This window comes from Vibrio sp. B1REV9, from assembly GCF_905175395.2.
In the GTDB taxonomy this organism is placed as follows: domain Bacteria; phylum Pseudomonadota; class Gammaproteobacteria; order Enterobacterales; family Vibrionaceae; genus Vibrio; species Vibrio alfacsensis.
Genome location: NZ_HG992745.1, coordinates 25,283 through 39,360, shown reverse-complemented (window position 1 = coordinate 39,360; position 14,078 = coordinate 25,283). Strand labels below are relative to the sequence as shown.

Here is a 14,078-nt window from a genome sequence, read left to right as displayed (position 1 = left end):
TATATGTAATAAAAGAAAAAAGGATCCAAAAATAGGATCCTTTTTGAGATATTAGCTGTGATTAAACTTCGAGGTAATCGAGAATACCTTCTGCGGCTTTTCGACCTTCATCAATGGCAGTGACGACCAGATCTGAGCCTCGTACAGCATCACCTCCAGCAAAGATCTTTTCGTTGCTGGTTTGGAATTGGAACGTTTGTTTCGCAGGCGCATTAATGCGACCCCATTGGTCTAAATCGACATCAAATGGCGCTAACCAATCCATTTTGTGAGGTTGAAAGCCAAACGCCATGATCACGACGTCTGCCGGTAATACATGTTCGCTGCCCTCCACTGGTTCCGGACGACGGCGACCGGCTTCATCAGGTTCACCGAGCGCGGTCTTTACGACTTTCACACCTGATACGTGACCTAGAGCATCCACTTCAATCCCGAGCGGTTGCACGTTGAACATGAATTTCACGCCTTCTTCTTTGGCATTTTTTACTTCACGACGAGAACCAGGCATGTTGGCTTCATCACGGCGGTAAGCACACACTACATTTGATGCACCTTGTCGAATCGAGGTTCGCACACAGTCCATCGCAGTATCACCACCACCAAGAACAACGACGCGTTGGTTTGCCATATCGATAAAGGATTTATCGTGTGGTAAGTCCATGACTTTGTAAGTATTAGAAATTAAGAACGGCAGTGCGTCATAAACACCGGGTGCGGTTTCGTTTTCTAATCCAGCTCGCATATATTTATAGGTGCCAACACCTAAGAAGATCGCATCGTACTCATCAAGTAATTCTTGCATTTGTACATCTTTGCCCACCTCCACGTTCATGCGAAATTCAATGCCCATTTCAGAGAAAATACGGCGACGGTTTTCCATCACACCTTTCTCCAATTTGAATGATGGAATACCGAAAGTGAGTAGGCCGCCAATTTCTGGATAGCGATCAAATACTACGGGTTTTACGCCATTACGTATTAATACATCAGCCGCAGCAAGTCCTGCTGGGCCCGCGCCAATAATGGCCACCTTTTTGTCGGTCCATTCCACTTTGGACATATCTGGCTTCCAACCCATCTCGAAAGCTTTGTCGGTAATGTACTTTTCAATGTTGCCTATGGTGACTGCACCAAAGTCGTCATTTAAAGTGCAGGAACCCTCACACAAGCGATCTTGTGGACAGACTCGGCCACAAACCTCAGGCAAGCTGTTGGTTTGGTGTGAAAGTTCTACGGCTTCAAGAATACGGCCCTCGTTGGCAAGTTTAAGCCATTGAGGTATGTAGTTATGGACTGGACATTTCCACTCACAATATGGGTTACCACAATCCAAGCAGCGATCCGCCTGCGCAGTCGCTTGTTGCTTAGTAAATGGTTCATAGATTTCAACGAACTCGATCTTACGAATCTTGATGGGTTTCTTCGCAGGATCTACGCGTTGAACATCGATAAATTGGTAAACGTTCTGACTCATGATTCAAACATCCTCCATGATTACTGGGCTTGAACGCGCAGTTCTGCGGCACTGCGACTCTGGTGACCAAGTAGCGTGCGTAGATCGGCCGCTTGTGGTTTCACCAAGTAGAACTTTGGAATCCATTCATCAAAGTTCGCTAAGATATCTTCTGCGTGGCTAGAGCCGGTTTCTTCAAGATGTTCGGCAATCAGACCGCGTAAATGCTCTTGATGGATGTAGAGATCTGACAGAGAAATCGCTTCAACTGATTCGTTGTTCACGCGACCTTGGAAGTCTTGATTCTCATCCAATACGTAAGCAAAGCCGCCGGTCATACCTGCGCCGAAGTTCACGCCTGTCGCGCCAAGAATGGCAACAATACCGCCCGTCATATACTCACAAGCGTTATCGCCGGCACCTTCAATGACGGCAATTGTGCCCGAGTTTCGTACGCCGAAACGCTCACCTGCCTTACCTGCCGCAAATAGCTTACCGCCTGTTGCCCCGTACAGACAGGTGTTACCAATGATGGTCGCTTCATTACACTTAAATGTCGTGCCTTGGTGTGGCTTGATAACCACTTTACCACCAGCCATGCCTTTACCGACGTAGTCGTTCGCATCACCTGTGAGGTAAAGCTCTACGCCACCCGCGTTCCAAACGCCAAAGGATTGCCCTGCGGTTCCATCTAGGTACAACTTGATTGGCGTTGCCGCCATGCCTTGGTTGCCGTAACGCTGAGCAATTTCTCCCGATAGGCGGGCACCTACGGAACGGTCAGTGTTGATCACGTTGTAGAAAAAGCTAGCAGATTGGCGTTTCTCAACCGCTTGCAACGCATCTTCTATGATTTTGTTGTTTAGTTCTGCTTTATCAAATGGTTTGTTTGGCTGCGTCCAGTAAAGAGGAAGCTCCTCTGGAGAGACTGGAGCCTCAAGGATATTAGACAGGTCTAACTTGGTTTGTTTCGCTGTTAGGCCATCAACGGTTTCCAACAAATCTGTACGACCAATCAAGTCCGTCAGTTTCTCAACGCCAAGTTCAGCAAGCAATCCGCGCACTTCGTCCGCCAGACCAATGAAGTAGTTCATCACCATTTCTGGCAGACCTTTGAAGTACTCTTTACGCAGCGTCTCGTCTTGAGTCGCAACCCCAGTAGCACAGTTGTTGAGGTGACAAATACGTAAGAACTTACAACCCATTGCCACCATTGGCGCCGTACCAAACCCGAAGCTTTCCGCACCGAGAATCGCCGCTTTCACCACGTCTAGACCGGTTTTTAGACCACCATCTACTTGCAGTCGGATCTTATGGCGCAAACCATTAGCTACCAGCGCTTGTTGTGTCTCTGCCAGTCCTAGTTCCCAAGGGCTACCAGCGTATTTCACTGAAGTTAGTGGACTTGCTGCGGTGCCGCCGTCGTACCCAGAGATAGTAATGAGGTCAGCGTAAGCTTTGGCTACACCCGTTGCGATGGTGCCGACGCCTGGCTCAGAGACTAGCTTCACGGAAACCAGTGCATTTGGATTGACTTGTTTAAGGTCGAAGATCAACTGAGCTAAATCCTCAATCGAATAAATATCGTGGTGCGGAGGAGGGGAGATCAGAGTGACCCCTTGTACCGAATAACGCAGTTTAGCGATTTCTGCCGTGACTTTGTGTCCTGGTAACTGACCACCTTCGCCTGGTTTCGCCCCCTGAGCCACCTTGATTTGCAGTACATCCGCATTAGTTAGGTAATGAGGTGTTACGCCAAATCGTCCCGATGCAATTTGCTTGATGCGCGAGTTACGTTCTGTACCGAAGCGGCGTGGATCTTCACCACCCTCGCCCGAGTTTGAGTGACCTCCAAGACGGTTCATCGCCATCGCTAATGCTTCGTGCGCTTCTGGGCTGAGTGCACCAATGGACATCGCCGCAGAATCAAAGCGTTTAAAGAGTTCAGTGTTAGGCTCAATTTGCTCTAAAGGTAGCGGGGAGCCTGATTTTTTCAGTGCCATTAGGTCACGCAGCATGGCAACAGGGCGTTGGTTCACCTGTTTAGCAAAACAGTGGTAATCGTTACTTTCACCTGATTTCACGGCGGTTTGCAGTGTGCTTACTACGTCAGGGTTGTAGGCGTGGTATTCACCATTGTGGACGTATTTCAATAAGCCTCCATGCTCAATGGCTTTGCGTTTTGCCCATGCTTTACGAGAAAGGTTGTATAAATCTTGTTGGAAGTCTTCGAAGCTTGCCCCTTCAATTCGAGTCGTTACGCCTTTAAAGCACAAGTCGACCAGTTTTTGGCTCAAGCCAACCGCTTCAAACAGTTGTGAACAGCGGTAAGAGGCGATGGTCGAGATCCCCATTTTCGACATGATCTTGTAAAGACCTTTGTTGATGCCGTGTTGGTAGTTTTGCATCACATCGCGATAGGCTTTTTCTAGTGCTTTATCATCAATCAGCTTACCTAATGCTTCATAAGCAAGGTATGGATAAACTGCAGTGGCGCCAAAGCCAAGCAAGACGGCAAATTGGTGCGGGTCACGTGCTGTGGCGGTCTCAACAACAATGTTGGCATCACAGCGTAAGTTTGCATCGATCAGACGAGTTTGAACCGCGCCAACTGCCATGGCAGCAGGGATTGGTAGCTTGCCTTTGACTAAAGCACGATCCGATAACACCACGAGAACCGTTCCCTCACGCACCACTTGTTCGGCTTGGTCGCACAAATCATCAATGGCTTGTTTGAGATCTTTCTGCTGTGGATCGTAGTTGATATCGAGAATGGTATTACGGTAGTGATCGTCTCCAAGTTCGAGTAATTGCTGCATGTCTGAGTAAAGCAATACCGGTGAATCGAAAGTCACTCGGTAGGCGTGACCATCGGTTTCGCAGAAGACATTCATCTCCTGACCGATGCTGGTCGCCAATGACATCACGTGTTTTTCACGCAGAGGATCGATTGGCGGGTTGGTTACCTGAGCGAACTTCTGACGAAAATAGTCGGTAATTAAACGCTCTTTAGAAGATAGAACGGCCATTGGTGTGTCATCACCCATAGAACCGACCGCTTCCTGTCCCATATCGCCAAGGACACGCAGTACTTGATCGACTTCTTCATTGCTCATGGCAAATTGCTTTTGGTAAGTCTTAAGCAAGTCTTCGTCAAAGCTGCGTTCGCCCACTTGATCTTCAGGTAGCTGAGAAAAAGGCGTGAGTTTACGAACGTTGTTTTCCATCCATTCGCGATAAGGGTGGCGAGACTTCAGATCGTTATCGATCTCACTTGATTGCCAAAGTTTGCCTTTGCGCGTATCGACAACCAACAGTTCGCCTGGGCCCACTCGGCCTTTTTCGGCTACTTCATCGGGCGCATAATCCCAAATGCCAATCTCAGAAGCTAAGGTAATGAATTTATCTTTAGTGATCACATAGCGTGCAGGGCGCAGCCCGTTACGATCTAAGTTACATGCAGCGTAACGGCCATCGGATAGTACGATGCCAGCCGGGCCATCCCATGGTTCCATGTGCTTGGAGTTGAAGTCATAGAACGCACGTAGATCCGGATCCATGTCTGGATGATTTTGCCATGCTGGTGGCACAAGCATGCGCATAGCTCGGAAAATATCCATCCCGCCAGAGAGGAACAGATCCAACATGTTATCTAGGCTTGAAGAGTCTGAACCCGTCTCGTTAACAAATGGTGCTGCAGTTTGAAGATCTGGCAACAGTGGCGATGAAAACTTGTAAGCACGAGCTCGCGCCCATTGGCGGTTACCTTCAATGGTGTTGATCTCACCATTATGAGCGAGGTAGCGGAACGGTTGAGCCAGAGGCCAACGAGGTTGAGTGTTGGTTGAAAAGCGCTGATGGAACAGGCAGATAGCAGACTCCATGCGTAGATCAGCAAGATCAAGATAGAAGCGCGGTAAGTCTGCAGGCATGCACAGACCTTTGTAGACCAGTACTTGTGTCGATAGGCTACAAATGTAGAAATCAGGATCTTCTGTGATTTGTTTCTCGATGCGACGGCGAGCAATGTAAAGTCGACGTTCAATGTCACGCTCGCGCCAACCTGCTGGTGCAGAAATAAAGACTTGCTGAATATTGGGAAGTGAATCGGCGGCGATAGGACCGAGGACTTCAGAATTGGTTGGGACCTCGCGCCAGCCTGCGACGGTTAAGGTCTCTTGGGCGAGCTCTTTATTAATAATGTCTTTAGAAATCTGTGCTTTTACAGGGTCTTGGCTAAAGAAGATCATCCCTATGGCGTATTGTTTACCAAGATTGTAGCCGTTTTCTTCGGCAATAAGACGCAAATAAGAATCGGGCTTTTGTAGAAGAAGTCCGCAGCCATCACCTGTTTTCCCATCGGCGGCGATACCTCCGCGGTGGGTCATGCGGTCAAGTGCAGAAATTGCTGTACGAACCAGCTTGTGACTTTGCTCACCTTCCATGTGTGCGATTAAGCCAAATCCACAGTTGTCTTTCTCAAGACTTGGATCATAAAGAGCCATTGCAATTCTCCCTTTGCTTATCTGCCATTCCGACAGATATATCAACACTACGCGAGTTGATAACGATGACTAACTATGCGTCATTTTTATGATTTAATGAGTATACATGCAATAAAAGTTGCAAGTTATTTTAACAAAACCTGCGCGTTTTATTTGCACTAACTTCACAAGCTATAGCTTATGGTAAAGAAGGTCAAGTTATTAGTGAATCATCGCGCCAATATGCGATTTACCGTTTATTTGGCTAAATTTATTGTTTTATATCAGTAAGATAAAAAACCAACCGTTACAAAAATGCAACATTTGATTTTACGTGAATAAAAAAAGACCAGCATCAAATGCTGGTCAAAATAAAAAGACTGGAAAGAACGGTTTTCTTTCTTCGCTACCAACCATCGATACTGTTGATGGCTGGATTTAATACTCAGAAAGAGGAAGTGAGAACACTCCCTTTACGCAGAAAGCATCAGTGAATCTGCTTTTGCTTCTAGGTTTGTACTACCCATGAGATAGTCATCGATAGCACGAGCACATTCACGCCCTTCGTTGATACAACGAACAACCAGAGATTGGCCTGTTCGCATATCACCAGCAGCAAATACGCCTTCTTGATTCGTCGCAAAGCCTTGAGTTGCTACGTTGCCGCGATCATCTAAAGCGATATCCAGTTGAGCAAGCACACCTGTTGGTTCTGGGTGCAGGAAGCCCATCGCTAGGAATGCCATATCACATGGGATCACTCGCTCGCTACCTTCTACTTCTTTGAAGTTCGGACGCTCGCCTGGTTTCGCATCTTGCCAAACGATGTCAGCTAAACGAAGACCTGTAACTTCACCCTTGTCATTACCAATGAACTCTTTGGTCAGGATGTTCCAGTGACGATCAACGCCTTCTTCATGGGAAGTCGATGTGCGCATGATCATTGGATACTGTGGCCACGGCATGTTTGCAGGGCGTTTTTCTGGCGGAATCGGCATGATCTCAACCTGAGTGATGCTTGCTGCGCCATGACGGTTTGATGTACCAACACAATCAGAACCAGTATCACCGCCACCGATGACAACCACATGTTTACCTTTTGCGTGAATTTCTTCCGTTTTTAGGTCCATGTTATTTGCACGACGGTTGTTTTGACCAAGGAACTGCATCGCAAAGTAAACACCATTTAGCTCGCGCCCAGGAACTGGAAGATCACGTGGAACGGTTGAGCCACCAGTAAGAAGCACAACATCGTATTCTTGACGAAGTTGTTGAGCGTTTACGTCGACACCGATATGTTGGTTTACTTTGAATTCAATGCCCGCTTCTGCCATCAGGTTGATCTTGCGATCAATGACATCCATGCCCAGCTTGAAATCAGGGATACCAAAACGTAGTAGGCCACCCACTTTCTCGTCTCGTTCGAATACAGTCACAGTATGACCAGCGCTGTTTAGCTGCTCAGCAGCCGCAAGGCCAGCAGGACCCGAACCGATGATCGCGACTGTTTTACCAGTGCGAGAACGCGGTGTTTTTGGTTTGGCGTATCCTTCACGATACGCTGTTTCTACGATGGTTTTCTCGATATTACAGATAGTAATTGGGTCTTGGTTGATGCCTAGTACACAAGCACTCTCACATGGAGCCGGACACACACGACCAGTGAACTCTGGGAAGTTATTGGTTGAGCTTAGAATGTTCCATGCTTCTTCCCAGCTATCACGATAAACCGCATCGTTAAACTCTGGGATGATGTTACCGATAGGGCAGCCGTTATGACAAAACGGCACACCACAATCCATACAACGAGAAGCTTGAGTATTGATCTTGTCACCAAACTCCTCGTTCAGAACAAACTCTTTGTTGTTCTTGATACGTTCAGCTGGGTCGATCTTCTGTGGCAGTTCACGACCATGCTCTAAAAATCCAGTAGGCTTACCCATTATACTGCCTCCGCTTGAGTTTCGTTTCCTTGAGACTGCGCTTCAGCTTTACGTTTTTGAAGAACCGCTTTGTAGTCACGCGGCATCACTTTAACCATAGAGGCTAAGCTTGCTTCAAAGTTGTCTAGGAAAGACTGAGCGACTTCACTTCCTGTGAATTGAACATGCTTGGTTAGCATGTCTAGTAATAGATCTCTGTCTTCTTGCTCGATAGGGTCTAGGTCAACCAACTCTGAGTTTAGTTTTGACTCAAAGTCGCCTGATTTATCCCATACGTAAGCCACACCACCACTCATACCTGCGGCAAAGTTACGGCCTGTTGAACCAAGGATGATGGCTGCACCACCAGTCATGTATTCACAACCGTGGTCACCAACACCTTCGACGACGACTTTCGCACCTGAGTTACGAACACAGAAACGTTCACCAGCCATACCGCGAATGAAAGACTCACCCGAAGTTGCACCGTAGAAACACACGTTACCAACCACGATGTTGTCTTCCGCGACAATGCTTGATTTCGCATCTGGATAAAGTACTAAGGTACCGCCAGATAAGCCTTTACCCCAGTAGTCGTTCGCGTCGCCTTCTACTTCGAACTTCACGCCCTTAGCTAGGAATGCGCCGAATGACTGACCTGCAGAACCTTTGAACTTCACGTTCATTGGTTGAGGTAGACCTGCATCTTTGTACACTTTCGAGATTTCGTTCGACAGCATAGTACCCGCAGAGCGGTCCGTGTTAACGATTGGGAACTCGGCATTTACCGCTTCACCTTTCTCGAGAGCAGGAATGGCGGCTTGAATCAGTTTGCGATCCAAGACATCTTCTAAGTTGTGGTTTTGCTGTGTTTGATTGAACACGCCATCCGCTTCGCGCGCTTGTTCAACGTGAAGAACTGGTGATAGGTCAAGATTCTTGTATTTCCAATGAGATACATCTTGGCGAACTTTTAGTTTCTGTCCTTGACCAACCATTTCGTCGATCGTACGGAAACCAAGTTCCGCCATGATTTCACGGAGACCTTGTGCCATGTACTGGAAGAAAGTTACGACGTCTTCTACACGACCATCAAAGCGTTCGCGAAGTGTCTTATTCTGAGTTGCGATACCAACTGGGCAAGTGTTCTTATGACACTTACGCATCATGATACAACCCTCAACCACTAGGGCTGCGGTTGCCACGCCCCATTCTTCTGCACCTAGTAGTGTTGCCACTGCAAGGTCGCGAGGTGTCTTCATCTGGCCGTCCGCTTGAACCACGATACGGTTACGCAGACCGTTCTTCAGTAGCGTTTGGTGCGTTTCTGCCAAGCCAAGTTCCCAAGGAAGACCAGTATGGCGGATTGAAGACATTGGAGATGCACCCGTACCGCCGTCGAAACCTGCGATAAGCACAACGTCCGCTTTCGCTTTCGCGACACCAGAAGCGATCGTACCTACGCCAGCTTCCGATACTAGCTTCACATTCACACGACCTGCGCGGTTGGCGTTCTTCAAGTCGTAGATCAGCTGAGCCAAATCTTCGATTGAGTAGATATCGTGGTGTGGCGGTGGCGAGATAAGGCCAACGCCTGGAGTTGAGTGACGTGTTGCACCGATCCAGTCATCTACTTTATCACCTGGTAGCTGACCACCTTCACCTGGCTTCGCACCTTGAGCCATTTTGATTTGCAGCTCTTCCGCGTTAGTTAGGTAGTAAGAGGTTACGCCGAAACGACCTGAAGCTACCTGCTTGATTGCAGAGCGTTCCCAATCGCCGTTCTCTTTGCGCTCGAAACGCATTGGGTCTTCACCACCCTCACCAGAGTTCGATTTCGCGCCAAGGCGGTTCATCGCAACAGCCAGTGTTGAGTGGGCTTCGTAAGAGATAGAGCCGAATGACATCGCACCGGTCGCGAAGCGTTTCACGATGCTTTCAATTGGCTCGACTTCGTCGATAGAGATGGAACCTGCTGGGTTCTTAATAAACTCAAGTTGGCTACGCAGGGTTACCGCGTTGTCACCTTGCTTATCGACCGCTGTTGCGTATTGCTTGAACTGTTCGTAGTTCTTGTTGCGCGTAGATTCTTGCAGTAGCGAAATGGTTTCTGGGTTGAACAGATGCTTTTCACCACGCTGTTTCCATTGGTAAACACCACCAACGTCCAGCATTTGGATTGGGATTTCGCGTTGTGGGTAACCAATACGGTGACGGATCAGCACTTCTTTCGCAATGTCGTCTAGTGTTAGACCTTGAATGCGCGAAACGGTACCGGTGAAGTACTTGTCTACAACGGATTTGTGAATACCCAAAGCTTCGAAAATTTGCGCGCCATGGTACGACTGTAGCGTCGAGATTCCCATCTTCGAGAAGATCTTCAGAAGACCGCCATTGATCGCTTTACGATAGTTGTTGAACAGATCGCGAGGGTTCGCTTCTGGATCCAACTTCTTAGTACGTTGAAGTTCAATGATGGTTTCAATCACTAGGTAAGGGTTAACCGCATTCGCACCGTAACCAAGTAATGTTGCAAAGTGGTGTGTCTCACGTGCGTCACCGGTTTCAACCACGATGTCACACTTCGCACGTAGACCTTTGCGGATCAAGTGGTGGTGTACTGCGCCAACTGCCAGCATTGCTGGGATCGCCGCGTGGTTTGAGTTCACTGCACGGTCAGTTAGTAGGATGATTGAGTAACCATCGATAACCGCGTCTTCTGCGTATTGGCAAATACGTTTTAGTGCGCGCTCAAGCTTACCTTGATCTTCATTGGCTTGGAATACGATATCCAACGTCTTCGCTTGTAGGTGCTCGTTATCGATCGCACGCAGTTTCTCAAGTTCAGAGTTCGCCAGAACTGGTGATTCCAATTCAACTTTCTGACAGTGAAGTGGTGTTTCAGTCAGAAGGTTTTGGTCTTTACCCAAGTAAGTGTTCAGCGACATAACCATACGCTCACGGATCGGGTCGATCGGTGGGTTAGTTACCTGTGCAAACAGCTGCTTGAAGTAGTTTGAAAGATGCTGAGATTGATGAGATAGAACCGCAAGAGGCCAGTCGGCACCCATTGCTGATAATGGCTCTTTCGCATCATTCGCCATTGGAACGATGATTTCGTTCACTTCTTCAGTGCTCACACCGAAAGCTTGTTGACGGTGTAGCAAGCGCTCAGGAGAAGGTTGGCTGAACTGGTTGCTCGCATCTGGCAACTTCTTCAAGCTCAGTAGGTTTTCTTCTACCCACTTCTCGTAAGGCTGCGCCGTTGCAATGGTGTCTTTCACTTCTTCATCAGAGATGATGCGACCTTGCTCTAGGTCTGCAACGAAGATACGACCTGGTTGTAGACGACCACGGAACTCAACGTTCTCTGGCTCAATATCCACAACACCAGATTCAGATGCCATTACTAGGAAGTTGTCTTTGGTCACTGTGTATCGAGAAGGGCGCAGACCGTTACGGTCTAGTGTCGCACCAACTTGAACACCATCAGTAAAACATACTGAAGCAGGACCATCCCATGGTTCCATGATGTTCGCGTGGTACTGATAGAACGCGCGACGTTTAGGATCCATGTTTTTGTTTTCTTGCCATGCTTCTGGGATCATCATCATCAATGCGTGTGGCAGGCTGCGACCAGAAAGAACTAGGAGCTCAAGTGCCATGTCAAAGTTAGATGAATCTGAACTGCCTTCCTGACAGATTGGAAGAAGCATGTCGATTTCAGCCTGAGTAAACAGGTCTGATTCTAGAATTGCTTCACGGGCTTTCATCCAGTTCAAGTTACCGCGAACTGTATTGATTTCACCGTTGTGGGCAATGTAACGGAAAGGCTGCGCAAGACGCCATTTCGGGAAAGTATTGGTAGAGAAGCGAGAGTGTACCAGTGCCAGTGCGGTCACCATGGTCGGGTTTTGCAGATCAAGGAAGTACTGAGGTACTTGCTCGGTCGTTAACTGACCTTTGTACACCAATGTCTTGTAAGACATGGAGTTAATGTAGAAGTCGTCACCAATGTTCGAAACGCTTTCTAAGCAAACACGTACAGTGTAGTTACGAAGTACGTACAGTTTGCGCTCTAGCTCTTCAGGTGTGATGCCAGGGCCACCTGAGATAAACACATGCTCAAACTGAGGTTCTGTGCTTAGTGGGTCTGCACCGATCATTGAGTTGTCGGTTGGCAATACACGGTAGCCGATAACTTCAAGATCTAGACGTTGTGCGTTACGTTCTAGAATGTCACGGCATTGTTCGCGTTTGTATTCGTCTTTCGGGAAAAGAACGACACCAACACCATACTTTTCAAACGAAGGCAGTTTAATGCCTAACTTAACGGCTTCTTCTAATAGGAATTCATGAGGTTTTTGTAGCAAGATACCCGCACCATCACCGCTGCATGGGTCACAGCCTTGACCACCACGGTGTTCCATGCGAGCCAGCATATCCAATGCTTGAGTCACTACTTCATGAGATTTACGGTTTTTAAGGTGAGCAACAAAACCGATACCACAAGCGTCATGCTCCAGCTCCGGAGTGTACAGACCCTGTGAATTTTGCTCTCTATCTACCATAGATACATCCTTCCAGTTCAATGTCGACGCAAGAATTCCAGACAGATCTTGGCTGTCTTGTACGTTCTGTACGTCTTGTCCTTTATATTTATGATTCGAAACCGACCTAGGTTGGCCAGTTTTGATTCCTTTCCGTATCTCGCAGGAAAAGTATTGCGAGAAAAACAATCCTTGGTGATATCCCTTAGTTTATTGTCACAATTTAGTGACTTATATGGGGGGGGCGGGATAACGCCGACAAATCTTGTCGTTGATAGTGTAATAAAATCTAAAAAAACGACTGCTTTGTGTAAGTATCCTACAATTTTGTGACTTCCGATTGCAATGAAAAGTCGCTTTTGTGACCCAAATTTTTCGTTTAATTATGCATTTTTTGTTTAACATTTGCGCAACAATGCCGGTTTTGAATTGGTTTTATGCAGTTTTATTGATTTCGTACCGTTCCGTGCTTGTTTGAATTGATTAGAATTGCCTGTTTTTTCTTGCAGGGATGTAATTTAGTTACACTAATCGTAGTGAGATTTATTACGGTTTACTATTGGTGAGAATCTATGCAGTTACATGAATTGGTTAATACGCTTGGCCAAGATCTTCAGCGTCGTTATGGCGAGAAAGTTCATAAGTTGACTTTACACGGTGGCTTTAGCTGCCCAAACCGCGACGGCACGATTGGTCGAGGCGGTTGTACATTTTGTAATGTTGCTTCGTTTGCGGACGAAGAGGTGCAGATCCAAAGTATTCATGATCAATTAAAGGATCGAGCTGGTGAGATTCACCGTGCGAAAAAGTACCTTGCATATTTTCAGGCTTACACCAGTACCTATGCAGAAGTTCAAGTGCTTAAGAACATGTATGAAGAGGCACTGAAAGCCGCTGATATTGTGGGTTTATGCGTGGGGACGCGTCCCGATTGTGTTCCTGATGCGGTATTAGATTTGCTCTCTGGCTATGTAAACCAAGGCTATGAAATTTGGTTAGAACTGGGGCTGCAAACGGCGAACAACAACACGCTCAAGCGCATTAACCGTGGCCATGACTTCGAGTGTTACGCAGAAATTACCAAACGTGCTCGGGCACTAGGCATTAAAGTGTGTACTCACCTGATTGTCGGCCTACCAAAAGAGACTCGAGATGACAACGTCGACACGCTACGTAAAGTGTTAGAAGTGGGCACAGATGGTATTAAGCTTCATGGGCTGCATATCGTTGAGGGTAGTACGATGGCGAAAGCGTGGCGAGCAGGAAAACTGGAAGCGCCAGAGCTTGAAGAGTATGTTGCGATCGCCAGTGAGTTGATTCGTATGACACCCAAAGAGGTGGTTTACCATCGAGTATCTTCTGCTGCCCGTCGTCCAACTTTGCTCTCTCCTCTATGGTGTGAAAACCGCTGGTTGGCGATGACGGAGATAGGACGAGCGCTTGATCGAGAGGGTGCCCAAGGCAGTTTGAATGGTGATGCGTTTCTCTATACCAAGCCTGAACTAAAATCTGAATAATCCAACGAGAGCGAGCGTCGATGTATGCCTCGCTCTTTTTATATACAAAGCGAATTCATACTTTCCGCTATTTAGACGCTTGCTTTGTGACCATTTGCTATAAGTTGATCACAGACTGTTTAAACTCAAGTATTAAACACGTTACACTGCGT

Annotated in this window: 5 protein-coding genes; 1 reads left to right on the top strand and 4 read right to left on the bottom strand. The window is 47.4% G+C overall.

All coding sequences use genetic code 11. From position 1 onward, the window contains the following. Positions 1 to 61 precede the first annotated feature (61 nt). From KHN78_RS05575 to gltB (KHN78_RS05560), 4 genes are all read right to left on the bottom strand, one after another. Entirely contained in the window at positions 62 to 1,474 is a 1,413-nt protein-coding gene (locus KHN78_RS05575) for an FAD-dependent oxidoreductase (RefSeq protein WP_211915401.1), read from the bottom strand. Positions 1,475 to 1,494: 20 nt separating this feature from the next. Next, positions 1,495 to 5,958 (bottom strand): glutamate synthase large subunit, encoded by a 4,464-nt coding sequence (gene gltB / locus KHN78_RS05570; RefSeq protein WP_211915400.1) that lies wholly within the window; start codon positions 5,956 to 5,958, stop codon positions 1,495 to 1,497. A gap of 452 nt (positions 5,959 to 6,410) precedes the next feature. Continuing rightward, on the bottom strand, positions 6,411 to 7,880 hold the full coding sequence (locus KHN78_RS05565) for a glutamate synthase subunit beta (RefSeq protein WP_211915399.1): 1,470 nt from the start codon (positions 7,878 to 7,880) through the stop codon (positions 6,411 to 6,413). Continuing rightward, positions 7,880 to 12,430 (bottom strand): glutamate synthase large subunit, encoded by a 4,551-nt coding sequence (gene gltB / locus KHN78_RS05560; protein ID WP_211915398.1) that lies wholly within the window; start codon positions 12,428 to 12,430, stop codon positions 7,880 to 7,882. Before gltB (KHN78_RS05560) ends, KHN78_RS05565 begins: the two co-directional genes overlap by 1 nt. A 551-nt stretch (positions 12,431 to 12,981) precedes the next feature. Here gltB (KHN78_RS05560) and KHN78_RS05555 point away from each other — a divergent pair. Continuing rightward, entirely contained in the window at positions 12,982 to 13,926 is a 945-nt protein-coding gene (locus tag KHN78_RS05555; protein ID WP_211915397.1) for a TIGR01212 family radical SAM protein, read from the top strand. The last annotated feature ends 152 nt before the right edge of the window (positions 13,927 to 14,078 follow it).